This is a genomic window from Pseudomonas sp. MOIL14HWK12:I1 (assembly GCF_000510705.1).
Taxonomy (GTDB): Bacteria; Pseudomonadota; Gammaproteobacteria; order Pseudomonadales; family Pseudomonadaceae; genus Chryseomonas; species Chryseomonas oryzihabitans.
In genome coordinates this window covers 202,863-225,624 of sequence record NZ_AZNY01000006.1, presented here as the reverse complement: position 1 = coordinate 225,624, position 22,762 = coordinate 202,863, and the positions used below count along the sequence as shown (strand labels likewise).

At 63.6% G+C, this 22,762-nt stretch carries 20 protein-coding genes; 9 read left to right on the top strand and 11 right to left on the bottom strand.

Annotation, left to right across the window (positions count from 1 at the left end):
* Window positions 1-11: 11 nt before the first annotated feature.
* Entirely contained in the window at window positions 12-1,130 is a 1,119-nt protein-coding gene (proB, locus tag PSEK12I1_RS0105075; protein WP_007160794.1) for a glutamate 5-kinase, read from the top strand.
* Window positions 1,131-1,225: 95 nt separating this feature from the next.
* On the opposite strand, the gene rpsT is transcribed toward proB, so the two are convergent.
* Window positions 1,226-1,504 carry a 30S ribosomal protein S20 gene (rpsT, locus tag PSEK12I1_RS0105070; protein WP_007160795.1) on the bottom strand — a complete coding sequence of 93 codons (279 nt, stop codon included), beginning with the start codon at window positions 1,502-1,504 and terminating at the stop codon, window positions 1,226-1,228.
* 243 nt (window positions 1,505-1,747) lie between these two features.
* On the opposite strand from rpsT, the gene murJ reads away from it, so the two are divergent.
* From murJ to ispH, 6 genes are all read left to right on the top strand, one after another.
* On the top strand, window positions 1,748-3,286 hold the full coding sequence (gene murJ, locus PSEK12I1_RS0105065) for a murein biosynthesis integral membrane protein MurJ (protein WP_027600860.1): 1,539 nt from the start codon (window positions 1,748-1,750) through the stop codon (window positions 3,284-3,286).
* Window positions 3,287-3,365: 79 nt separating this feature from the next.
* Entirely contained in the window at window positions 3,366-4,313 is a 948-nt protein-coding gene (ribF, locus tag PSEK12I1_RS0105060; RefSeq protein ID WP_007160797.1) for a bifunctional riboflavin kinase/FAD synthetase, read from the top strand.
* Window position 4,314: 1 nt separating this feature from the next.
* Window positions 4,315-7,149 (top strand): isoleucine--tRNA ligase, encoded by a 2,835-nt coding sequence (ileS, locus tag PSEK12I1_RS0105055; RefSeq protein ID WP_027600859.1) that lies wholly within the window; start codon window positions 4,315-4,317, stop codon window positions 7,147-7,149.
* Window positions 7,142-7,645 (top strand): signal peptidase II, encoded by a 504-nt coding sequence (gene lspA, locus PSEK12I1_RS0105050; protein ID WP_027600177.1) that lies wholly within the window; start codon window positions 7,142-7,144, stop codon window positions 7,643-7,645. The genes ileS and lspA overlap by 8 nt, the downstream gene beginning before the upstream one ends.
* Window positions 7,638-8,084: a peptidylprolyl isomerase gene (locus PSEK12I1_RS0105045; protein ID WP_027600858.1), complete on the top strand. Its 447-nt coding sequence runs from the start codon at window positions 7,638-7,640 to the stop codon at window positions 8,082-8,084. Before lspA ends, PSEK12I1_RS0105045 begins: the two co-directional genes overlap by 8 nt.
* Before the next feature lie 34 nt (window positions 8,085-8,118).
* Entirely contained in the window at window positions 8,119-9,063 is a 945-nt protein-coding gene (ispH, locus tag PSEK12I1_RS0105040) for a 4-hydroxy-3-methylbut-2-enyl diphosphate reductase (protein ID WP_007160801.1), read from the top strand.
* 15 nt (window positions 9,064-9,078) lie between these two features.
* On the opposite strand, the gene PSEK12I1_RS0105035 is transcribed toward ispH, so the two are convergent.
* The 7 genes from PSEK12I1_RS0105035 to PSEK12I1_RS0105010 form a co-directional block, all read right to left on the bottom strand.
* On the bottom strand, window positions 9,079-9,537 hold the full coding sequence (locus PSEK12I1_RS0105035; protein WP_027600857.1) for a type IV pilin protein: 459 nt from the start codon (window positions 9,535-9,537) through the stop codon (window positions 9,079-9,081).
* A gap of 2 nt (window positions 9,538-9,539) precedes the next feature.
* Entirely contained in the window at window positions 9,540-13,412 is a 3,873-nt protein-coding gene (locus PSEK12I1_RS23555; RefSeq protein WP_051399081.1) for a pilus assembly protein, read from the bottom strand.
* 14 nt (window positions 13,413-13,426) lie between these two features.
* Window positions 13,427-13,912, bottom strand: coding sequence for a PilX N-terminal domain-containing pilus assembly protein (locus tag PSEK12I1_RS23550; RefSeq protein ID WP_028700279.1), 486 nt, complete (start codon window positions 13,910-13,912; stop codon window positions 13,427-13,429).
* On the bottom strand, window positions 13,909-15,006 hold the full coding sequence (locus tag PSEK12I1_RS0105020) for a PilW family protein (RefSeq protein ID WP_027600856.1): 1,098 nt from the start codon (window positions 15,004-15,006) through the stop codon (window positions 13,909-13,911). The genes PSEK12I1_RS23550 and PSEK12I1_RS0105020 overlap by 4 nt, the downstream gene beginning before the upstream one ends.
* A complete protein-coding gene (gene pilV, locus PSEK12I1_RS23545) occupies window positions 15,003-15,506 on the bottom strand; it encodes a type IV pilus modification protein PilV (protein WP_028700280.1) in 504 nt (167 codons plus the stop codon). Before pilV ends, PSEK12I1_RS0105020 begins: the two co-directional genes overlap by 4 nt.
* Window positions 15,503-16,012, bottom strand: coding sequence for a GspH/FimT family pseudopilin (locus PSEK12I1_RS24245; protein ID WP_231500980.1), 510 nt, complete (start codon window positions 16,010-16,012; stop codon window positions 15,503-15,505). The genes pilV and PSEK12I1_RS24245 overlap by 4 nt, the downstream gene beginning before the upstream one ends.
* 63 nt (window positions 16,013-16,075) lie before the next feature.
* Entirely contained in the window at window positions 16,076-16,600 is a 525-nt protein-coding gene (locus PSEK12I1_RS0105010; RefSeq protein WP_027600855.1) for a GspH/FimT family pseudopilin, read from the bottom strand.
* 95 nt (window positions 16,601-16,695) lie between these two features.
* On the opposite strand from PSEK12I1_RS0105010, the gene thiO reads away from it, so the two are divergent.
* A complete protein-coding gene (gene thiO, locus PSEK12I1_RS0105005; RefSeq protein WP_037006728.1) occupies window positions 16,696-17,799 on the top strand; it encodes a glycine oxidase ThiO in 1,104 nt (367 codons plus the stop codon).
* On the opposite strand, the gene PSEK12I1_RS0105000 is transcribed toward thiO, so the two are convergent.
* From PSEK12I1_RS0105000 to PSEK12I1_RS0104990, 3 genes are read right to left on the bottom strand one after another with little or no spacing between them, the layout of a single operon-like run.
* Window positions 17,800-19,140 (bottom strand): sigma-54 dependent transcriptional regulator, encoded by a 1,341-nt coding sequence (locus tag PSEK12I1_RS0105000; RefSeq protein ID WP_027600185.1) that lies wholly within the window; start codon window positions 19,138-19,140, stop codon window positions 17,800-17,802.
* Window positions 19,141-19,142: 2 nt separating this feature from the next.
* Window positions 19,143-20,717: a PAS domain-containing sensor histidine kinase gene (locus tag PSEK12I1_RS0104995; RefSeq protein WP_027600853.1), complete on the bottom strand. Its 1,575-nt coding sequence runs from the start codon at window positions 20,715-20,717 to the stop codon at window positions 19,143-19,145.
* A complete protein-coding gene (locus PSEK12I1_RS0104990) occupies window positions 20,701-20,949 on the bottom strand; it encodes a PP0621 family protein (RefSeq protein WP_027600187.1) in 249 nt (82 codons plus the stop codon). The genes PSEK12I1_RS0104995 and PSEK12I1_RS0104990 overlap by 17 nt, the downstream gene beginning before the upstream one ends.
* A gap of 131 nt (window positions 20,950-21,080) precedes the next feature.
* Between PSEK12I1_RS0104990 and PSEK12I1_RS0104985 the strand changes: the two genes are divergently transcribed.
* Window positions 21,081-22,703 carry an NAD+ synthase gene (locus tag PSEK12I1_RS0104985; protein ID WP_027600852.1) on the top strand — a complete coding sequence of 541 codons (1,623 nt, stop codon included), beginning with the start codon at window positions 21,081-21,083 and terminating at the stop codon, window positions 22,701-22,703.
* Window positions 22,704-22,762 lie beyond the last annotated feature (59 nt).

Below are 22,762 nucleotides of genomic sequence, written 5' to 3'. Positions count from 1 at the left end.
GGAGCTTGCCCATGCGTGATCAGGTGTCTGGCGCCCAGCGCTGGGTAGTGAAGATCGGCAGTGCCCTGCTGACCGACGACGGGCGTTGTCTGGATGGCGGGGCCATGGCTGGCTGGGTCGAGCAGATGGTGGCCCTGCACCAGGCGGGCATCGAGCTGGTGCTGGTGTCCTCGGGTGCGGTGGCGGCCGGTATGAGTCGGCTCGGCTGGGCGCAGCGTCCGACCGCCATCAACGAGTTGCAGGCGGCCGCGGCGGTAGGGCAGATGGGGCTGGTGCAGGCCTGGGAATCCAGTTTTGCCGAGCATCAGGTGCAGACCGCGCAGATCCTGCTCACCCATGACGACCTGTCCGATCGCAAGCGCTACCTCAATGCCCGCAGCACCCTGCGCACCCTGGTGAGCCTGGGTGTGGTGCCGGTGATCAACGAGAACGATACCGTCGTCACCGACGAGATCCGCTTCGGCGACAACGACACCCTGGCTGCCCTGGTGGCCAACCTGGTCGAAGCCGATCTGCTGGTCATCCTCACCGATCGCGATGGCATGTTCGATGCCGATCCGCGCAACAATCCCGACGCCAGTCTCATCAGCGAGGCGCGCGCCGACGATCCGGCCCTGGATCTGGTCGCCGGCGGTACCGGCGGTGCCCTGGGGCGTGGCGGCATGCAGACCAAGCTGCGTGCTGCGCGTCTGGCGGCGCGCTCCGGTGCCTATACCGTCATCGTCGGCGGGCGGATCCAGCAGGTGCTCAGTCGCCTGCAGCAGGGCGAACAGCTGGGTACCCTGCTGTCACCCGAGCGTGGCCTGGTGGCGGCGCGCAAGCAGTGGCTGGCGGGGCATCTGCAGGTGCGTGGCACCCTGCGCCTGGATGCCGGTGCGGTGGAGGCCCTGGTGGGCGGTCATCGCAGTCTGCTGCCGGTGGGCGTGCGAGCGCTGGAAGGCAGCTTCCGGCGCGGCGAGATGGTTGCCTGCGTCGGTCCGGACGGGCGTGAGGTGGCGCGTGGCCTCGTAAACTACAGTGCGACCGAGGCGCAGCGCATCCTGGGGCGGCCTTCGGATGCCATCGTGGTTGAGCTGGGCTATGTCTACGAGCCCGAGCTGATTCACCGGGACAACCTCGTCCTGGTCTGACGATCATCGATCCTGGCGCCTCTCCGGAGGCGTTGGATTCCCGAATCCCAGGCAATAAAAAACCGGCCGAAGCCGGTTTTTTACTTGAACGCTTATCAGGCAGCGGCGGGGGTAGCCAGGGCCTTGATGTGAGCGTTCAGGCGGCTCTTGTGGCGAGCGGCCTTGTTCTTGTCGATGATGCCCTTGTCGGCCATGCGGTCGATGACCGGAACGGCAGCAACATAAGCGGACTTGGCTTTTTCCAGGTCCTTGGCTTCGATCGCCTTGACGACGTTCTTGATGTAGGTACGCACCATGGAGCGCAGGCTCGCATTGTGGCTGCGACGCTTCTCAGCCTGTTTGGCGCGTTTTTTGGCGGAGGGGGAGTTAGCCACCGTGGAGCTCCTTCGAAAAAGACTGTATTGGGTACAGAGCGAACTCTGTAGCAAGTACAGAGCTAAATTAAGGTCGCGAATCTTGACGTCCCTGGCGGCGCCTGTCAAGGCTGTCTGGATGGATATCCGGCTGGTCGCCGATGAAGGGCCTCGTTACACTCGATCGCTTGTGCCCATCGCGCGACTGCGCTCACGCGCATCCTCTGTCACGTCCCGCTGCGTTCACCGAGTCCTCTCCCTGCCATGAATCTGCTCAAGTCCCTGGCCGCCGTCAGCTCCATGACCATGCTGTCCCGCGTGCTGGGTTTCGTGCGCGACACCATCGTCGCCCGCACCTTTGGCGCCGGCATGGCCACCGACGCCTTTTTCGTCGCCTTCAAGCTGCCCAACCTGCTGCGCCGCATCTTCGCCGAAGGGGCCTTTTCCCAGGCGTTCGTCCCCATCCTCGCCGAATACAAGGCCCAGCAAGGCGAGGAGGCCACCCGCACTTTCCTGGCCTACGTCAGTGGCCTGCTGACCCTGGTGCTGGCGGTGGTCACGCTGCTGGGCATGCTGGCTGCGCCCCTGGTGATCTGGATCACCGCGCCGGGTTTCGCCGATACCCCGGAGAAATTCGCCCTCACCTCCAGCCTGCTGCGGGTGACCTTTCCCTACATCCTGCTGATCTCCCTGGCGTCCCTGGCCGGGGCCGTGCTCAACACCTGGAACAGGTTCAGCGTGCCGGCCTTCGTGCCGACCCTGCTCAACGTCAGCATGATCGTCTTCGCGCTGTTCCTGACCCCCTATTTCGATCCGCCGATCATGGCCATGGCCTGGGCGACCCTGGTGGGTGGCCTGGCGCAGTTCCTCTATCAGCTGCCGCATCTCAAGCGCATCGGCATGCTGGTGCTGCCGCGACTGAATCTGCGTGACAGCGGCGTCTGGCGGGTCATGAAGCAGATGGGGCCGGCGATCCTCGGAGTCTCGGTCAGCCAGATTTCGCTGATCATCAACACCATCTTCGCCTCCTTCCTGGCGGCCGGCTCGGTGTCCTGGATGTACTACGCCGATCGCCTGATGGAGCTGCCCTCGGGGGTGCTCGGCGTGGCGCTGGGGACCATCCTGCTGCCGGCGCTGTCGCGCACCTACGCCAAGGCCGATCGCCAGGAATACTCCCGGCTGCTCGACTGGGGCCTGCGACTGTGCTTCCTGCTGGTGCTGCCCTGCTCGGCGGCCCTGGCGCTGCTGTCCGAGCCTCTGACCGTCTCGCTGTTCCAGTACGGCCGTTTCGATGCCCATGACGCCCTGATGACCCAGCGGGCACTGGTCGCCTATGCCGTGGGGCTGCTCGGCATCATCCTGGTCAAGGTGCTGGCGCCGGGCTTCTATGCCCAGCAGAACATCAAGACCCCGGTGAAGATCGCGCTCTTCACCCTGGCGGTGACCCAGGTGCTCAACCTGATCCTGATCGGTCCGCTGCAGCATGTCGGCCTGGCCCTGGCCATAGGCCTGGCGGCCTGTCTCAACGCCGGCCTTTTATTCTGGCAACTGCGCCGCCATAACCTGTTCATCCCCCAGGCAGGCTGGACAGGCTTCCTGCTGCGACTGCTGATCGCGGTGGCGGTGATGACCGCCGTCCTGGTCGGCCTGATGCAGCTGTTGCCCAGCTGGAGCGAAGGACTGATGTGGCAGCGCCTGCTGCGTCTGGGCGGGCTGGTCGCGGCGGGGGTGCTGGCCTATTTCGCCAGTCTCTTCCTGCTCGGCTTCCGCGTGCGCGACTTCAATCGGCGCGCGGTGCTGTGATTGCACAAGACCGGGTGTGCGCCTGTCCTCGCGGCGGGCATCCGGATATAATCGATTAATTTCTGAGCAATACCTACCCATGCAGCTGTTTCGTGGTCTCCATCATCTCGACGCCTTTCCCAAGGGCTGCGTTGCCACCATTGGCAACTTCGACGGGGTTCACCTGGGGCACCAGGCCATCCTCGCGCGGCTGCGTGAGCGGGCGGCGGAGCTCGGGGTGCCCAGTTGCGTGGTGATCTTCGAACCTCAGCCGCGGGAATTCTTCCTGCCCGATATCGCGCCGGTGCGTCTGACCCGCCTGCGCGAGAAGCTGGAATGCTTCGCGCGCCTGGGCGTCGACAACGTGCTCTGCCTGAACTTCAATCGGCGGCTGCGCGAGTTGTCTGCCGAGGCCTTCGTCCAGCAGGTGCTGGTGGAAGGCCTGGGGGTGAAACACCTGGAGATCGGTGACGATTTCCGCTTCGGCTGCGACCGCGCCGGCGACTTCACCTACCTGAATCTGGCTGCCCGCGACCACGGCTTCACCCTGGAAGCCGCCACCACCGTCGAGCTGGACGGCCTGCGGGTGAGCAGTACCCTGATCCGCCAGGCCCTGGCCGACGGCGATCTGGCCCTGGCCGCGCGCATGCTGGGCCGGCCCTACAGCCTCTCGGGACGGGTCTTGCACGGCCAGAAGCTGGCGCGTCAGCTGGGCTGGCCCACGGCCAACGTCCAGCTCAAGCGGCGTCGACCGCCGTTGCGCGGCGTCTATCTGGTCAGCAGCCTGATCGATGGGCGGGTGGTGCCGGGCGTGGCCAATATCGGCCAGCGGCCGACGGTGCAGGGCGATGGTCGTCCGCACCTGGAGATCCATCTGCTGGACTTTGCCGGCGACCTCTATGGCCGCCACCTCAGCGTGACCTTCGTGCAGAAGGTCCGCGACGAACAGAAATTCGCCTCTCTGGAGGCCCTCAAGGCGGCGATCGAAGCGGACGTCGCCACGGCCCGCGCCTACTGGCAGGGGCAACCGTCAACGAGCCTGGACTGACATGACCGATTACAAAGCGACGCTCAACCTGCCGGAAACGGCATTCCCGATGAAAGCCGGCCTGCCGCAGCGCGAGCCGGAAGCGCTCAAGCGCTGGCAGGACATCGACCTGTACGGGAAGCTGCGCGCCATCGGCAAGGGCCGTCCGACCTTCATCCTGCATGACGGTCCGCCCTATGCCAACGGCAGCATCCACATCGGTCATGCGCTGAACAAGATCCTCAAGGACATCATCACCCGGTCCAAGACCCTGGCCGGCTTCGATGCCCCCTATGTGCCGGGCTGGGACTGCCATGGCCTGCCCATCGAGCACAAGGTGGAGACCACCTTCGGCAAGAATCAGCCGGCGGATCTGACCCGCGAGCGCTGCCGCGCCTATGCCAGCGAGCAGATCGAAGAGCAGAAGGCCGGCTTCGTCCGCCTGGGCGTACTGGGTGACTGGAGCAATCCCTACCTGACCATGAACTTCGCCAACGAGGCCGGCGAGATCCGCGCCCTGGGCGAACTGGTCAAGAAGGGCTTCGTCTTCAAGGGCCTCAAGCCGGTCAACTTCTGCTTCGACTGCGGCTCGGCCCTGGCCGAGGCCGAGGTGGAGTACCAGGACAAGCGTTCCGACGCCATCGACGTGGCCTTCCCGGTCGCCGATGCCGACAAGCTGGCAGCCGCCTTCGGCCTCGAAGCGCTGGCCAAGCCCGCCGCCATCGTCATCTGGACCACCACCCCCTGGACCATCCCGGCCAACCAGGCGCTCAACGTGCATCCCGAATTCACCTATGCGCTGGTGGACGTCGGTGATCGCCTGCTGCTGCTGGCCGAAGAGCTGGTGGAAAACTGCCTGGCGCGCTACGGCCTGCAGGGCGAGGTGATCGCCACTGCCCCGGGAACCGCCCTGGAGCTGATCAACTTCCGTCATCCATTGTACGAGCGCCTGTCGCCCATCTACCTGGCCGAATACGTCGAGCTGGGCGCCGGTACGGGTATCGTGCACTGCTCGCCTGCCTACGGTGAGGACGACTTCCGCATCTGCAAGCAGTACGGCTTGAGCAACGACGACATCCTCAATCCGGTGCAGAGCAACGGTGTCTACGCAGAGTCGCTGCCGCTGTTTGGCGGCCAGTTCATCTGGAAGGCCAACCCGGTCATCGTCGGCGCCCTGGAAGAGGCGGGCGCCCTGCTCAAGCACGAGGCGATCAACCACAGCTACATGCACTGCTGGCGCCACAAGACCCCGCTGATCTATCGCGCCACCGCCCAGTGGTTCGTCGGCATGGACAAGCAGCCCAACGAGGGCGCCACCCTGCGCGAGCGTTCCCTGGCGGCCATCGAGCAGACCCAGTTCGTCCCGGCCTGGGGCCAGGCGCGGCTGCACGGCATGATTGCCGGCCGGCCCGACTGGTGCATCTCGCGCCAGCGCAACTGGGGCGTACCGATTCCCTTCTTCACCCACAAGGAAAGCGGCGAGCTGCATCCGCGTACCGTCGAGCTGATGGAAGCCGTCGCCCAGCGCGTCGAGCGCGAGGGCATCGAAGCCTGGTTCAAGCTCGATCCCGCTGAACTGCTCGGCGAAGAAGCCGGTCAGTACGACAAGAGTCGCGACACCCTCGACGTCTGGTTCGATTCCGGCACCACCCACTGGCACGTGCTGCGCGGCTCCCATGCCGAGCTGGCCCATGACCAGGGCCCGGCGGCCGATCTCTACCTGGAAGGCTCCGACCAGCACCGTGGCTGGTTCCACTCCTCGCTGCTGACCGGTTGCGCCATCGACGGCCATGCGCCCTACAAGGAACTGCTGACCCACGGCTTCACCGTGGACGAGCAGGGCCGCAAGCAATCCAAGTCGCTGGGCAACGTGGTCGCCCCACAAAAGGTCATCGACAGCCTGGGCGCCGACATCCTGCGCCTCTGGGTCGCCTCCACCGACTACACCGGCGAGATGGCGGTTTCCGACCAGATCCTGCAGCGCAGCGCCGACTCCTATCGGCGCATCCGCAATACCGCGCGCTTCCTGCTCTCCAACCTCTCCGGCTTCGATCCGGCGGTCAACCGGGTCGCTTCCGAGGACATGATCGACCTGGATCGCTGGGCGGTGGATCGTGCGCTGCTGCTGCAACAGGAAATCGAGCAGGCCTACGCCGAGTACCGCTTCCTCAACGTCTACCAGAAGGTGCACAACTTCTGCGTGCAGGAGCTGGGCGGCTTCTACCTCGACATCATCAAGGACCGCCAGTACACCACTGGCGCCGACAGCCTGCCACGGCGTTCCTGCCAGACCGCGCTGTATCTGATCGCCGAGGCTCTGGTGCGCTGGATCGCGCCTATCCTCTCCTTTACCGCCGACGAGATCTGGCAGTACCTGCCGGGCGAGCGGGAAGAGTCGGTGATGCTGACCACCTGGTACGACGGCCTTTTCGCCCTGCCCGAGGGCGCGACCCTGGATCGTGCCTACTGGGATCAGGTGATGGCGGTCAAGGCCGCGGTCAACAAGGAGCTGGAGAACCAGCGCGCCGCCAAGACCCTGGGCGGCAGCCTGCAGGCGGAGATCACCCTCTACGCCGACAGCGCCCTGCAGACCGTGCTGGAAGCCCTGGGCAACGAACTCAGATTCGTGCTGATCTCGTCCCAGGCAGCTGTCCAGCCCCTGGAAAAGGCTCCGGAAGGCGCCGTGGCCAGCGAACTGAGCGGCCTCAAGCTGGTGGTCCGCAAGTCCGAGGCACCCAAGTGCGCCCGCTGCTGGCACCACAGCCACAGCGTCGGCCAGGATGCCGCGCATCCGGAGATCTGCGAGCGCTGCGTGACCAACGTCTACGGTGCCGGCGAGGTGCGCGAGCATGCGTGACGCCTCGCGTTTCGGTGCCTTGCCCTGGTTGGCCCTGAGTGTGCTGGTGATCCTGCTGGATCAGCTGACCAAGCTCTACTTCCAGGCCAACCTGTCGCTCTACCAGAAGGTGCCGGTGATTCCGGACATCCTCAGCTGGACCCTGGCCTACAACCCGGGCGCCGCCTTCAGCTTCCTGGCCGATCACTCCGGTTGGCAGCGTTGGTTCTTCGCCGGCATCGCCGCCGTAGTGAGCGTGGTCCTGGTGGTCTGGCTTAAGCGCCTGCGCAACGACACCTGGACCGCCATCGCCCTGGCCCTGATCCTTGGTGGTGCGCTGGGCAATCTCTATGACCGCCTGGTCCTGGGCCACGTCATCGACTTCATCCTGGTGCACTGGCGCCAGGAGTGGTACTACCCGGCCTTCAACCTGGCCGACAGCGCCATCACCGTCGGTGCCGTGATGCTGGCCCTGGACATGTTCCGCAAGAAGAAGCCCGAGGAAGCCCATGGCTGAGATCACCATCGGCCCGGATACCCGGGTCACCCTGCACTTCGCCATCAAGCTGCAGAATGGCGACGTGGTGGACAGTACCTTCGACAAGGCGGCGGCCACCTTCACCGTCGGCGACGGCAATCTCCTGCCCGGTTTCGAGCAGGCGCTGTTCGGCCTGGAGGCCGGTACCAAGACCAGCCTGACCATTCCGCCGGAGCGCGGCTTCGGCCAGCCCAACGATGGCAACCTGCAGACCATGGCGCGGGACGACTTCAGTGACATGGAGCTGTCGCCCGGCCTGCTGATCATCTTCAGCGACGCCGCCGGTGGCGAGATGCCTGGCGTGGTCAAGAGCTACGACGACGAGCAGGTGATCATCGACTTCAACCACCCGCTGGCCGGCCGTGTGCTGACCTTCGACGTGGAAATCCTGGCCATCGAGCCTGCCGTCTCCCATTGATCCAACGCCGCCCGTGAAGCGGGCAGAGGAGCCTATGCAGATCAAGCTCGCCAATCCCCGCGGCTTCTGCGCCGGCGTGGACCGCGCCATCGACATCGTCGACCGGGCGCTGGACGTTTTCGGTCCGCCAATCTATGTGCGTCACGAAGTGGTGCACAACAAGTTCGTGGTCGACAACCTGCGCGCCCGTGGCGCCGTCTTCGTCGAAGACGTGGCCGACGTACCGGACGACGTCATCCTCATCTTCAGCGCCCATGGCGTCTCCCAGGCGGTGCGCCGCGAGGCCGCCGAGCGTGGTCTGAAGGTGTTCGACGCCACCTGTCCGCTGGTGACCAAGGTGCACATGGAGGTCGCGCGCTACAGCCGCGATGGCCAGGAGTGCATCCTCATCGGCCACGCCGGGCATCCGGAGGTGGAGGGCACCATGGGCCAGTACGATGATCGTGCCGGCGGTGCCATCTACCTGGTGGAAGACGAGGAAGACGTGGAAAAGCTCGAGGTGCGCAACCCCGAAGCCCTGTTCTATGTCTCCCAGACCACCCTGTCGATGGATGACACCCGCAAGGTGATCGATGCCCTGCGCGCCAAGTTTCCCCGCATCAATGGCCCGCGCAAGAACGACATCTGCTACGCCACCACCAACCGCCAGGACGCCGTGAAGACCCTGGCGCTGGAAAGCGACGTGGTGCTGGTGGTGGGCAGCCCCAGCAGTTCCAACTCCAACCGCTTGCGCGAACTCGCCGAACGCCTGGGCACCCCGGCCTATCTCATCGACGGCGCCGAAGACCTGCAGCAGAGCTGGTTCGAAGGCGTGCAGCGCATCGGCGTCACCGCCGGCGCCTCGGCCCCCGAGGTCCTGGTACGCGGCGTCATCGACCAGCTGCAGAGCTGGGGCGCCACCGATGAAGTCGAGCTGGAAGGCGAGCCGGAACACATCACCTTCACCCTGCCGCGAGAGCTCAGGGTAAAGGCGGTATAGGGCGTCGCTGGCGCCCTAGCGGCGCCAGCAGTCGGCGGTGGTGACGTTTTGGCCGGTTTGGCCCTTCAAGCCGGTGTTGGTGAGTGTCAGATTCCCGCACCTGTCGCCGGCCATGGGGCCGCCTGCACGAGGAGTCGCCTGAAGGGTGTAGTCAGTAGCCGTCACCGCACTCAGGCTCAAATCATAGACGGGCCGCCCTCCATCCTTAGGAGCGGTAGTGAACGGCAGGGCGGGTGCCGTACCAGCCGCATCCGTGGTGTAGCGTCCCAGACGTGTGTAGCTTCGCTCCATGAACTGTGCCAACTCCATGAGCGAAGCCTGGGCATCGGCTCTGTTAGCCCTGCGTATGTGCTCCTGATACGACGGATACGCGATGGCGGCCAGGATGCCCACGATCGCCACCACGGTCATCAGTTCAATGAGCGTGAAGCCAGTCTGTCTGGGTCGATGTGGCCACTTGTTGGATGAAGGCATGATCAATTCCTAATTTCTCGCCAGGAGACTCGCCCTGATGTCCTCGTTCCCTTGGGAATGACAAGGCGATTGCCCTGGCTGTCATAAAGCACGTCCGTAGGCGAAGGACTACCATCGGCCAGGGTATCCCTATTCAATATGGTAGGTGTTTTGAGAATACCGCCATTGATATCTATCATGCCGGAGTCCGGTATGTTTCCGTCGAGCAAGGTGTCGTTGTCGCTATCGTTCAGTTGATTGTCTTGATTCAGGTCGAAATAGGTGTATTTCAGCGAACCACCATTCAACGGATTGATCGCCATGGTCCAGCTGGTACCGCCGCCGGTGCAGGGGTCGCTCGAAGGCGTCAGGGTCGTGAATACCAGTGCACCACCGTTCAGCCTGCTTGACGAAACCACTCTTTCTCCCGTCAGGGTGCCCGGACCGCCATTTGCGCTCTTCCAGACCAGGTCTAGGAACCAGCCGGCTTGGGTTGAGGTAAGGTCGATGGTGCTAACACGACGTCCTTTTCTTGTGCCAACCGTCCGCTCATTGAGGATTTTCTGCTCGAGCAGCTGGCTTCTAGTAACCGTCTGACCGCGATCAATGATTCCGTAGAAGGTTTCCATGCGGGGCGTGCCCGTCAGGTTGTTGTCGCCTACTTGAAAGTAGCTACCTGTTCCAAACAGGATGATGGCTTTGCCATCGGTATTCAGGGCGGCGCTGAGTGGCGCGGTGATGGGTTGTCTAACAGCGTTGCTGGCGTTGCCGGCAGTCGCGATGAACATGGGCGCGGTAGGCGTTTGCCAGGCCGAGCTATCAGAGCCGGAAACATCGAAACGCCATAGGTTCCCCGCCGTGTCTCCCACATAAAAATAATCGGTGACGCGATCATTGTTCAGATCTATCGCCAGGGGCTCGCCTAGGCCGCCCGTGGTGGTCAGGGTAAAGGTCTTGAGTACCTCGCCATTGCTGGCATCAAGAATCCAGACCTTGCCTGAAGTCACAGCGTTATCGCTAAAGCCGCTGGTGACGATGACGCCGAATTTGCCATTGGGTAGAGCGACGATGGCGGGCTTCTGGATGGGATAGCGCATGTCTGGAGAGGAAAACTCCCAGAGTGCTGCCTGATTCGTCATGGCTCCGGGATTCGTGACATCCAGGGCGAAGACTCCATTGCCACCGGCCCCCGTGGTGCCTACGACCAGGGTATGCCAGCTATCGCCGAAGTAGACGTCAGACGTCGCCGGAGAGCCATCCACGAAGTATCTATGACTGTAGTTGCTTTGGGTTAGCCGGTAGAGATTGCCCATCACGGCCTGAGGCACATAGGCAAAGAGTTCGGTTCCGCCCGTGGCGGTAAGGCTGGCATCAAAACCATGCAGCATGCCATCGTTGGCGCCGACGACGATCAAGGGTGTGCGGCTCTTGTAGGCCGTGCTCTGGCGGAAAGCGAGATACTGGTCGCCGCCCAGGGCGCTAGGCAGCAGGTTATAGCCGTAGTCTGGCTGACCCACAAACAGTGGGTCGGAATTGACGATATCACCCAGGCGGCTGGCACGCTTACGCAAGGGACTGGAGGCGGCGGTTTCCTCACTGCGGTTGCCCTGCAGATAGGCCAATCGCCGTCTACCCTCGTCCTCACTGGCTTGACTGCCATCGGTATTACGACGCAGCGCAGCCTGCCCTTGCGCTTTGATGCCGTCCCAGTCGAAGTTCTGGCGGTCCGTCGACACCAGGTTGGTACCCGTGAAAGGCCCCATGGTGAATATCTTGCGCGTGGACCAGGATTGGGCATCCAGCTTGGCCGCAGCGCTCCAGAAACTGGTGGCGGATAGGGTGCCGTCGGTATTGAAGGTCTTTGCAATCAGATCCCCGCTCCAGTAACGAGCACTGAAGTTCGCTTGGTAGAACGCGGTGCCGGTTTCCAAAGAGCCACTGTTGGCGCCCAGAGAGGTAGTGGTGCTACTGGTTTCGCTGACGATCTTGGCGAAGGCGTTCTTCAGACTGGTGGTCATGGCTTGAGCGTCGCTGGCCACGAAAAAGTTGTCCGGACGTTTGTCTCCCGTAGACAAGGTTTCGCCGTTGGTGGTCCAAAGGTTTTCGGTGATGCTGGCCTGGGTGGTCGTGGTTGCATAGGGATCGAAGTTGCTGGGTACTACGAAGCCACCATATTTGGCTGCAAGCCAGTATTGGTTCTGGCGTTTCCCCGCGAGCGTTTGGTTTTCCCGAACGTCCATCCAATAGGTGGATATCGTTTGGTTCCCGCCAAGATCCGGCCGTTGATCTCGGGTATGGGCATCGTAGGCAAGGCCGGCGATATAGGCCGAGTTCCCACGCCCGGTAAAGGGGGTGTTGATGGTGATATTTTCCAGCGAGGCAACTTTCTGAGTAGCGGTTTGTACATTCACCGTGGTGTCCGCTGTCACCTCGGCGGGCTTCGCGGGTTCGCCACCTGAGGAGGTGTCGCCTCCTGGGAGATTCTTGTCTTGCCAGGTATTGGTATCTCCGATACCCAGAATCACGTTCTTCTGGCAGGAATAGGTGATGGGGTCTCGCCAACTGGTAACGACTGGAAAGCCATCGGCTTGGGCATAACGGTTGGTCGCGTCCCCGGTGAGATTGCTATAGGAGGCCACGTTGCCCTGATTCTTGAAGTAGCGGATGGCTGTGTAATAGAGCTCGCTGACCGGATCTATACTCTTCAAATTTCGATAGTTTTTCTGGGCGTCATAGGGCATTGAGCCGAACTTGTTCAGGTAATTGATGACGCCACTGTTGGTGATGCCACTGGTGCCCAGTGTATCGCTGGCTTCTGTAGGTGAAGGATTGATACTTTGAACACCAGTGGTCGCGTCCCACTCCGCCCTGGAGTTGCTGCTCTGGTCGGGATTTACCGGGCCGATGAATGCCTGGTTGGCCCTAAGTACGCCGCCATCGCGAAGCTGATCGGAATCGTTGAGATAGCTGAATACCGAGTAGCGCAGTCGATCCGAATACTGTTGAAGCAAGCCTTCGGGCTTGTAGTTGGTATTTGAATAACGCTTGCAGTTGGCTTCAATGCCCACCGCCGGATTGCAAACCCGTACCTGAACGCGTACGCGATAGACGCTGTTGGTATAGGCAGCTCTGCCTCCAGGATCGTAGTCTCTGCGAAGATTGTTGCCATCCCATTGACGCGTATTGCTGGGATCCAGATCGACCCAGACCTCAGGCCAGTTGTTGCCAAAGCCATAGTTCGCGGAGCCGCCGCCACCAATGCGGTCGTTCCAATTGGAAAACAGCAGGTCGAAACCCTGACCTTCCAGCCGGACATAGAGATTGTCCCAGGTGGCTGCGAAAGGCGTTGCGCCGGCGATTTCGGCGGAGGGAATGATCCCCTGGTTGGTGTTCAGGCGATTGCCTGCACTATTCTGCCCATCGTGCCGGGCTTTTTGAAGCACCGTAAGGGTTGCGGTATCCCTAACGCGAGCGCCTCCCGTCAGGGCACTGCGAAACGGATCGATGGTAGGTGTCGCGGCCCAATTGAGAAAGTTACCGCTCCACTGCCTGGCCCCAGTGCACTTATGGCCGTTGGCCGCGCTTTGGGGCTCAAACCAGCTGTTATCCAAGTTGGTGCCGCCTTGACTGGACGCATTGGCGTAACTGTAGACATAGCACTTGTCAGAGTCGAAATAGCCACTGTAGGTACTGGCAGAGCTATAGCTGCCAAGGTTGGCTACTGAAAGGACCGTAGGCCACTCTACCGAAGGGACCAGTGCCAGGCTGCCGGGTATGTCACCACCGGTTACCAGAGGCGATTGCGAGACGATCGCCTGGGCCAGTGGCGCTATGGCAAGACAGGCCAACAGGCCGGAAATGCGAAGGCGGCTGAAAGATGCAGTAGATCGGCGCATGGAAATCTCCGGGCCTAACGCCTGATGTAAAGAGTGCTGATTTCTACGCTGGAACTGGCTGCAGTGCTGGCGGACTGACCGTTGCCAGAGGAGGACAAGTCTTGAGCTGCACCCTGACCCTTGCTGAGGATACGGACGACGCTGGTAGTAATGGGCTTGCTGCTACCTACATCTCCTCCCGCGCTTCGCAGCGTGATCCCGGGCAGCGGCACGATGCTGTAGGTGGTCGACTGCAGCTCTGGCGGAGTGATGGTTACGGATCGAGGCGCCGTCATGTTCTGCAGTGCCGCGATACTTGTGTTCGTTACCCACGCCTCGGCGACTCGTTGGCCCATCTCCGCGGCCTGGAAGGCTTGGCTTTCGTCACGCAGATTGCCGGCCATGCGCTCCTCCAGAGTAGTGCCGCGCATGCTGCCAAGGGCTAGCAGGGTCAAGAGCAGTAACATCACCAGGGTGACGATCAATATCGCGCCGCGCTGTGCTGAAGGAAACTGGTTCATGGCAGATGATTTCGGATGCTGACGGTAAGGGTGAAGACCTGGCCAATGCGGCCATCGGCGATGGTTAGCGGATCGACACCCTGGACCGGAGGATCATTGAAGACCAGTTGCTGATTAGGCGAGACGGCATTGCGCTCGCGACTCACCGCCAATAGACGGATGCGGGCCGAGACGACGCTTTGCCAATCGGTGATATCGCTGGCGTCTTTATAGATACCGGTACCCGAGGTGCTAAGGCTGCCACTAGTGGTCGCCGTGGCATAACGGATCTGGAGCCGCTGGATACCACTGATCAATTCTTCAGCTGGTTGATTGCGGCCGTCGTAGACCCTGCGCCACAGTGAGGGAACACCTGTATCGGCATTGTCCTGCAGGTAATACACCACACTTTGATAGAGCAACAGCTGCGCCATATCCCCGCTGGTACTGGGGTTGGTGCTGCTGCTGGTGTTCTTGGCTATGGTGGTGCCGTAATCGTGTGGGGCAAAGGTCTTGCCATTGGGCAGGGATACGCGACTGTCGTTGGCGGTGCTCTGATTGGCGAACAGATGGCAGCTCAATGGATCGCTGATGACCAACAGACGATTCTGGGGCAGGCCGGCGGAGGTCGAGATCCGATCTGCCGTGGCGCCAGTCAGCAAGACCCCGGCAGGGGTCACCGCATGGGCAAGAAAGACCACATCCGAGTCAGGCGTGCGCGCATCGAAGGTCGGCTTGAACCAAGGGGGCGTCTTGTTCGGGGCCTGGTTATTGGTATCACTCGTGGTGCTCCAGCCCTGAATACCTGTAGTCAGGACATAGCGGATATCGTCTGTGCCGTCTGCTTGTTGGGTGAGGGTGTTCGGCAGCAGACTGGTGAGAGCTGTCAGGCATCCCCCACGATAACCGGCGTTACGCAGATCGAAGGAGAGAAACTCCAGAGCGAACCGTCCCGACTCCTGCACCTGTGACAATGCCGAATTGGTCTGGTAGGTACGTTTGGAGGATAGGAACAACTGCAGTACGCCGCCCATCAAGAGTAACCCGAGTAGCAGGGCTATCATCAGTTCGATGATGGAAAGGCCGCCTTGCCGCTTGGCTAAGATGGGCCTCATAGCTGCGTCCTGTAGGTAAAGAGCTCGAAACTGCTGTTGCTGCTGGCGGGGCTGCTGCAACTGTCGCTTGTCGGTGCCACCGCTTGAGCTGATTTGATCGCGGCCCGGCGATCATTCCAGCAGATGGTGACGACGACTGCGTTGCTGTTGTCCAGGCTCAGACTGCCTGTGCCTTGGGGGAGACTCAAAGCCAGGGCGTTCAGCCAGCCATTGACGTCTTGCTGGGCGGCTGAGCCTGAAAGTGCGTTATCGCTTTTTGAGGTCGGAAAGCTCACTGAATAGCTACTCCGATTGGCCAGCGCTGCAACTCGGTTCGCGCGCATGCGATCAACGATGTCATTGGCCAGAATAGTGGCCTGGGAGCGGTAATAGGCGCCTTGGTTGCTCTGTACGCTCACTGTCTGCAAGCCGGCCAGACCCAGTAAGCCGATCGCCAGGATGAGCATGGCGACCAGTACCTCGATCAGGGTGGCGCCCTTTTGCCGTTCGCGCCCGCTCATGGGCAGCCATCCGCGTTGACCGTGGCATTACCGGTTGCGCTGACCTGGATGGTACGGCTGCATGTGGATGCCGTGGTGATCGTGAACGTTGCTTGAGTACCGCTGAGACCATTGCTTTGATAGGTCATGCCCGTACTCGGGCCCGTGAGAGTGCCACCACTGATAGGTTCCCAGGTTCGTAACACGATGGTGCCTTGCATCAGGCGCCAGCCAGATGACCAGTCCGCGCCGTCCACGCAAACGCTGCTACCTGCGGTGCTGCGACAGAGCACTACATTGGTCCGCCGCTTGAGCGCTTCGGACCGAGCGAGTTGCAGGGTGCCCAGCAACTCATTACTCAAAACAGCTGCACGATTACTTTGCAGCATGCGGGTAAAGGACGGCGCAGCAATGCTGATCACGATCGCCAGAATGGCGATCGCTACCAGGGTTTCGATCAGGGTAAAGCCGTACTGGGTCCGCATCGTCGGTTTCGCCGGGCTGGAAGGCCAAGCATGGGGGATCATGCCTGGCTGGACCAGCGTACGGCGGATATCCGGTCGAAACGGGAAGGTGTTTGGTCAGGGCGTTCAGGCGCAGCGATCGCTGGTGCGAAGATTCGCTACCTCGATCCGCCCTGCCTTGTTCAGGACCAGTCGTGCGCGCGGCTCGGCGCCTTGGCAGAGGATGAAGCTGCCGTTCAGGGCGTCGGTCACGCCGCTGTTTAAAAATGTCAGATGAGGTAGCGTACGGAAATTGTTCCACCGCCAGTGCAGTCCCTCGGGGAGCTGACTGATCAGCAGGGTGGGCTCTTCGACTGATTGAAGGCCATCGCGATCCCAGTCGCGGAAGACGCGGGTGGTAGCCGACCAGAGGTTCGAGCTGTCGCACTCGCCGGTCGGTGCATGACAGATGGACACAGTGCCGTGGCCACTGATCGCAGCCGCCCGTGCGAAGTTGACTGTCTCCCTGAGTTGCTGAATGGCCAGCTGCTGGCGATTGCGCTGCAGCATTCCCCCAAAGGCGGGGACGGCCAGGGAGGCCACGATACTCAGTATGCTGAGGCAGATCAGGGATTCGAAAAGGCTGAAGCCTCGCGCGATGCGATAGGTCATGTTGACGTCCTTGTGGGTAGGCGGCCTTCCTGGCCGAACTAGCCGTTTTGCGCCAGGACGGCGGAACAGTCAATTCCAGGATGTAGAGGTGTGACGTGATCTTTGATGTAGCGGTGGTCGGGGCGGGTGCGATAGGGCTGATGTCGGCCTATTGTCTGTCCTTGAGCGGTCGGCGGGTGGTGGTGGTCGAGCGCGGCGAGCCGGGGCGGGAGGCGTCCTGGGCCGGCGGCGGGATCGTATCGCCGCTGTATCCGTGGCGCTATCAGCCTGCGGTGACGGCGCTGGCGCACTGGTCGCAGGATTTCTATCCGGTGCTGGGGGAGCGGTTGCGGCAGGAGACGGGGGTGGACCCCGAGGTCGAGGTGACCGGGCTGTACTGGCTTGATCTGGAGGACGAAGCCGAGGCGCTGGACTGGGCGCGGCGCAATGTGCGGCCGCTGGCGTCGGTGTCGGTCGCGGTGGTGCGGCAGCGGGTGCCGGTGCTGGGGCCGGGCTATGAGCGGGCAGTCTTCATGGCGGGGGTGGCCAATGTGCGCAATCCCCGGCTGGTGCGCTCCCTGCGCGAAGCCCTGCTAGGCATGCCGAATGTGACGCTGGTGAGCGAGTCGCCGGTGACCGGTTTCCTGCGCCAGGGCGAGCGGGTGGTGGGGGTGCAGACCGCGCGCGAGGCCATCCATGCCGAGTCCGTGGTGGTCTGTGCCGGGGCCTGGAGTGGTGATTTGCTGCAGAGCCTGGGGCTGGCCGTGCCGGTGCGGCCGGTGAAGGGGCAGATGCTGCTGTATCGCCAGCCAGCGGGTTATCTGACCAGCATGGTGCTGGCCAAGGGGCGCTACGCCATTCCGCGCCGCGATGGACATATCCTCATCGGCAGCACCCTGGAGCACGCCGAATTCGACAAGACGCCGACCGCCGAGGCGCTGGCCAGCTTGCAGGCCTCGGCCGCCGAGTTGCTGCCGGCGCTGGCCGGCCAGGCGCCGGTGGCGCACTGGGCGGGACTGCGGCCGGGCTCGCCGGATGGCGTGCCCTTCATCGGGCCGGTACCGGAGCTGCCCGGGCTGTGGCTCAACTGCGGGCACTATCGCAACGGCCTGGTGCTGGCGCCGGCGTCCTGCCAGTTGCTGACCGATCTGCTCACCGAACGCACGCCGATCATCGATCCGGCGCCCTATGCGCCAGGCGCGCGGTTGGCAGCGGACTGATCAGTCGATTCCGAGCTTCTTCAGTCGGTAGCGCATCGAGCGGAAGGAGAGACCCAGGCGTTCCGCGGCGGCGGTGCGATTCCAGCGGGTCTCTTCGAGCGCCTGCATGATCAGCTGGCGTTCGATGGACTCCAGGTGGTCTTCCAGATTGGCGATGTTGGCCAGGCTGGCTTCGCCGGTGGCGGTGGCTGCCGGGGCATCGGCCAGGCGCAGATCGGCCGGGCGGATGACGTCGCCCTCGCAGAGGGTGTAGGCCCGCTCCAGCATGTTTTCCAGTTCCCGCACGTTGCCGGGGAAACGGTAGCTTTTGAGCTTGGCCAGGGCATCCTCGCCCAGCGTGGCCGCGGCCAGGCCGGCGTCGCGTGCCAGGCGTTCGAGCATATGGTTGGCCAGGATGCCGATGTCTTCGCGGCGCTCGCGCAGGGCCGGCACCTGCAATTCGATGACATTGAGGCGGTAGTAGAGGTCCTGGCGGAAGGTCCCAGCGGCGACTTCGGCGGCCAGATCCCGGTGGGTGGCGCTGAGGATGCGTACGTCCAGGCTGATCTCCTGCTGGCTGCCTACCGGGCGCACGGCCTTTTCCTGGATGGCGCGCAACAGCTTGACCTGCATCGGCAGCGGCAGATCGGCCACCTCGTCGAGAAACAGGGTGCCGCCCTGGGCGGCCTGGAACAGGCCCTGCTTGTCCTCGATGGCGCCGGTGAAGCTGCCCTTGCGGTGGCCGAAGAATTCGCTTTCCACCAACTCCGAGGGGATGGCGCCGCAGTTGACCGGCACGAAGGGCCGACCGGCCCGCGGACCCTGCTCATGGATCAGTCGTGCCACCCGCTCCTTGCCGCTGCCCGATTCGCCGCTGATGTAGACCGGCGCCTGGCTGCGCGCCAGTTTGGCGATCTGGTTGCGCAGGGCGCGCATGGGCGGCGATTCGCCGAGAAGTTGGGTTTCGCTGGCGCCGGCCGCTGCCGGGGCAGGCCCGGACAGCCGCAGGGCCGTGCCTACCAGTTCACGCAGGCGCGGCAGGTCCACCGGCTTGGTGAGGTAGTCGAACGCACCGGCCTTGAGTGCCTGGACCGCGGTTTCCAGACTGCCGAAGGCGGTGATCATGGCCACCGGCAATTGCGGAAAGCGTTGCTGGATGAACTGGATCAGGTCCAGTCCCGAGCCGTCGGGCAGACGCATGTCGGTCAGGCAGAGGTCGAAGCTTTCCCGTTCGAGGATGGCCCGGGCATCGGCGATGTTCTTGGCGCTGGCGGTGTCGAGCTTCATCCGCCCCAGGGTGATCTCCAGGAGTTCGCGGATATCGGGTTCATCGTCGACGATCAGGACTTTCTGTCGGGCCATGCTCAGCTCATTGTGCGGGGATGGGCGAAGGTGATGCGAAAACAGCTGCCGTTCGCCAAGGGATGATAGCCAAGTCTGGCCTGGTTGCTCTCGCAAAGCTCACGGGAGATGTACAGGCCCAGCCCGGTCCCCTTGTTCTCGGTGGTGAAGAAGGGCTCGAACAGGTGGTCGAGTTGCTCGGCGGCGACGCCCGGTCCGTCATCGACCACTTCGAGGATGGGCAGGTCGCTTTCCGGATCGCGGTAGGTGCTGAGCCAGACCTGGCCGATGCCGTGCTTCTGGCAGCTGTAGCGCAGGCCGTTCTGCACCAGGTTGGTCAGGATCTGGCCCAGCTGGTGGGGATCCATGTGCGTCTGCAGGGTGCCCGGCTCGGTCTTGACGTGCAGCGTCTGGCCGGCAGGCAGGGTAGGGCGCAACTCCCCGGCGAAGCGGTGCGCCCAGTAGCGCAGGTCGATCAGCTGAGGGGCGGCTTGCTGGCGGCGAGACAGTTGCAGGACGTTTTCCACCACCCGGTTCATTCGCCGCGACTGGTCCTGGATGATCTGCGCCAGGCGCCGGTCCGGCGTGGTCAGCTCTTCGGATTCCTGCAGCAGCTGGGCAGCGTGACTGATGGCGCCCAGCGGATTACGGATCTCGTGGGCGATGCCGGCGGTGAGACGGCCGAGGGAAGCGAGCTTGAGTTGCTGGGCCTGCTGGGCGATGCGCGAGACGTCTTCGAGAAAGGTCAGCACCCGCTCGCCTTCGCCCTGTTGCAGGCGGGCGAAGCTGGGTTGCAGCAGCGGGCCGTTGGCATAGGCGCGCCAGGGAGCGGGGCGGATACTCGGATTGCGCTCCCATTCCTCGAGGCGTTGGGCGAGACCCAGGGCCAGGGGGGCGATGGTGTCCTCGTCGTCCACACCGAGCAGACGGCGGGCTGCCGGATTCACCAGCAGCACCTGGTATTCGGCATCGAACACCAGGATGCCGGTCCGCATGCGTTCGAGGATCAGGGCGTTGAGGGCCTCCAGTTCGGCCACGGCCGTGGCGCGGGTTTCGGCCAGGGCCTGGCTGTCCAGCAGGCGCCGGACCAGGCCCTGCACCAGCAGCGCCGTGGCGAAGCAGAGGGTGCCCAGGCCCGCTGCCTGCACATAGCCACTGCCACTGTCGCCGCGGCGCAGGTCGAGATAGCCCGTCGCCAGCAGCAGGGCGATGGCCGCCAGGGCGGCGATCAGCAGGCCACGGCGGCCACGGATCAGGACGTTGGACACCCCGACGGTCACCACCAGCAGACTGCCCATGCCGCTGGCGATGCCGCCGGCCAGGAAGAACAGGCCGCCCAGGGCGAGGATGTCGATCAGCGCTAGGGTGAAGGCGCGGCCGCGCAGCAGCCGCTGGCCGACCGCCAGCACGGCGTTGATGGCGAGATAGGCCCAGCTGGCCTGGCGGAACAGCTGGCCGTCGACGGTGCGCAGCCAGTGCTGGTCCAGGTCGCTGGAAATCAGCACCACCAGCGCCAGGCCGATGACGATGCGATAGAGGTGATAGAGCCGCAGGACCGCGTCGGCTCTCAGGGTGCCTGGATCAGTCGCGGTGCTCATGCTGCAACCGGCGATGTTCGGCGCTGCAGTACCAGCGCTGGCCTTCGCCATCGGCCAGGGCTCTCTCCTGGGGCACGTGCACGCCGCAATGGGCGCAGCGCACCATGGGGTTGGGCGGTAGCGGACGGGCCTTGCCGGACGGCGTCTGCGTCTTGCCGCGCCACCAGCGTCTGATCATCCAGAACAGCGCGCCCAGGAGGACGAGCCACAACAACAGGCGAAGCAGACCCATGGCGATCTCGCAGCGTGAAGGAGGGTGGAGTTTAGCAGGGCCGCTGCAGGCGGTGAGCCCTGCATGGCATCGATTGTCCCGCTTCGCTGCTTGCGGGAAAATGCGCCGATCAATCGGGCAAGGAAGAGTGCATGAGTCAGTTGCTGAACGTCGTGATGGCGCAGGTGAACCTCAAGGTCGGCGACATCCACGGCAATGTGGAACGCATCATCACTGCCGCCCGGCAGGCCCGGGATGAGCTGCAGGGCGATCTCATCGTCTTTCCGGAGCTGTCGCTGTGCGGCTATCCCCCGGAGGACCTGCTGCTGCGCTCGAGCATGCAGCGCCGGATCGAGCAGGGGCTGCAGCAGATCCGCCAGGAGATCGCCGGCATCCATGTGCTGGTGGGCTTTCCTTGGCTGGAGGAGGGGCGACGCTACAACGCCTGCGCGGTCTATCGCGATGGCGCCGAGCTGGCCTTCTATCGCAAGCAGCAATTGCCCAACTACCGGGTGTTCGACGAGAAGCGCTATTTCGAGCCGGGCGACAGCGCGGCCGTGTTCGACTACCAGGGCGTGCCCATCGGCGTCACCATCTGCGAGGACATCTGGTTCGCCGAGCCCATGGCCAGGGCGCGAGCGGCCGGGGCACGACTGATGCTCAACCTCAATGCCTCGCCCTTCCACGGCGGCAAGCAGCCGGAGCGCGAGGCCGTGGTGGGCGAGCGTGCCCACGAGGGCGGCATGCCGGTGGTCTACGTCAACCAGGTGGGTGGCCAGGACGAGCTGGTGTTCGACGGTCATTCCTTCGTGGTCGATGCCCGGGGGCAGGTCAGTCAGCGCGCGCCGGCCTTCGTCGAAGGCCTCTATCCGGTGATCATCGATGAGGCCCTGCAACCGCAGCCGGCCGAACTCGCCCCCGTCGCCTCGCTGGAGGCCAGCGTCTATGACGCCCTGGTGCTCGGGGTGCGCGACTATGTGCGCAAGAACGGCTTCAAGGGCGTGGTGCTGGGCCTGTCCGGTGGCATCGATTCGGCCCTCGTGCTGGCGGTCGCCGTGGATGCGCTGGGCGCGGAGCAGGTGGAGGCGGTGATGATGCCCTATCACTACACCGCCCAGATCAGCCTGGACGACGCCGAAGCCGAGGCGCGGACGCTGGGAGTGCGCTACAGCGTCTTGCCCATCGCACCCATGGTCGAGGCCTTCCAGGCGACCCTGGCCGGCGAATTCGCCGGACTCGGGCGGGATACCACCGAGGAGAATCTGCAGGCGCGCTGCCGCGGGACCCTGCTGATGGCCATCTCCAACAAGAAGGGCTACCTGGTGCTCACCACCGGCAACAAGAGCGAGATGGCCGTCGGTTACGCCACCCTCTATGGCGACATGGCCGGTGGCTTCGACGTGCTCAAGGATGTGCCCAAGACCCTGGTCTTCCGCCTCTGCGAATACCGCAATCGCGCGGGCGAGGTGATTCCCCAGCGCGTGATCGATCGCCCGCCATCGGCCGAGCTGTCGCCGGACCAGAAGGACGAGGACTCGCTGCCGCCCTATCCGGTGCTCGACGAGATCCTGCGACTGTATGTCGAGCAGGATCTCTCGGCCGTGGACATCGTCGCCGCCGGCTTCGATGAGGAAACGGTACGCAAGGTGCTGCGCCTTGTGGATCTCAACGAATACAAGCGGCGCCAGGCGGCAGTGGGCGCCCGGGTCACCCAGCGCGGTTTCGGGCGTGACCGGCGCTATCCGATCACCTCGGGCTGGCGCATCGGCGACTAGCTCGTCTGGCGCCGGACCCCTGCGATCCGGCGCCAGAGGGTAGCGCTGCCATTGCGGGT

Bases quoted from the DNA above. Each gene is read 5' to 3' on its own strand.
- PSEK12I1_RS0105010 (WP_027600855.1), bottom strand. From the start codon at position 16,600: ATGACCTATCGCATCGCGCGAGGCTTCAGCCTTTTCGAATCCCTGATC.
- lspA (WP_027600177.1), top strand. From the start codon at position 7,142: ATGCGTGACGCCTCGCGTTTCGGTGCCTTGCCCTGGTTGGCCCTGAGT.
- PSEK12I1_RS0104985 (WP_027600852.1), top strand. From the start codon at position 21,081: ATGAGTCAGTTGCTGAACGTCGTGATGGCGCAGGTGAACCTCAAGGTC.
- PSEK12I1_RS23555 (WP_051399081.1), bottom strand. From the start codon at position 13,412: ATGCGCCGATCTACTGCATCTTTCAGCCGCCTTCGCATTTCCGGCCTG.
- ispH (WP_007160801.1), top strand. From the start codon at position 8,119: ATGCAGATCAAGCTCGCCAATCCCCGCGGCTTCTGCGCCGGCGTGGAC.
- PSEK12I1_RS23550 (WP_028700279.1), bottom strand. From the start codon at position 13,912: ATGAACCAGTTTCCTTCAGCACAGCGCGGCGCGATATTGATCGTCACC.
- PSEK12I1_RS0105045 (WP_027600858.1), top strand. From the start codon at position 7,638: ATGGCTGAGATCACCATCGGCCCGGATACCCGGGTCACCCTGCACTTC.
- PSEK12I1_RS0105000 (WP_027600185.1), bottom strand. From the start codon at position 19,140: ATGGCCCGACAGAAAGTCCTGATCGTCGACGATGAACCCGATATCCGC.
- murJ (WP_027600860.1), top strand. From the start codon at position 1,748: ATGAATCTGCTCAAGTCCCTGGCCGCCGTCAGCTCCATGACCATGCTG.
- proB (WP_007160794.1), top strand. From the start codon at position 12: ATGCGTGATCAGGTGTCTGGCGCCCAGCGCTGGGTAGTGAAGATCGGC.
- PSEK12I1_RS0104995 (WP_027600853.1), bottom strand. From the start codon at position 20,717: ATGAGCACCGCGACTGATCCAGGCACCCTGAGAGCCGACGCGGTCCTG.
- PSEK12I1_RS0104990 (WP_027600187.1), bottom strand. From the start codon at position 20,949: ATGGGTCTGCTTCGCCTGTTGTTGTGGCTCGTCCTCCTGGGCGCGCTG.
- PSEK12I1_RS0105035 (WP_027600857.1), bottom strand. From the start codon at position 9,537: ATGCCTTCATCCAACAAGTGGCCACATCGACCCAGACAGACTGGCTTC.
- PSEK12I1_RS0105020 (WP_027600856.1), bottom strand. From the start codon at position 15,006: ATGAGGCCCATCTTAGCCAAGCGGCAAGGCGGCCTTTCCATCATCGAA.
- ribF (WP_007160797.1), top strand. From the start codon at position 3,366: ATGCAGCTGTTTCGTGGTCTCCATCATCTCGACGCCTTTCCCAAGGGC.
- ileS (WP_027600859.1), top strand. From the start codon at position 4,315: ATGACCGATTACAAAGCGACGCTCAACCTGCCGGAAACGGCATTCCCG.
- PSEK12I1_RS24245 (WP_231500980.1), bottom strand. From the start codon at position 16,012: ATGATCCCCCATGCTTGGCCTTCCAGCCCGGCGAAACCGACGATGCGG.
- pilV (WP_028700280.1), bottom strand. From the start codon at position 15,506: ATGAGCGGGCGCGAACGGCAAAAGGGCGCCACCCTGATCGAGGTACTG.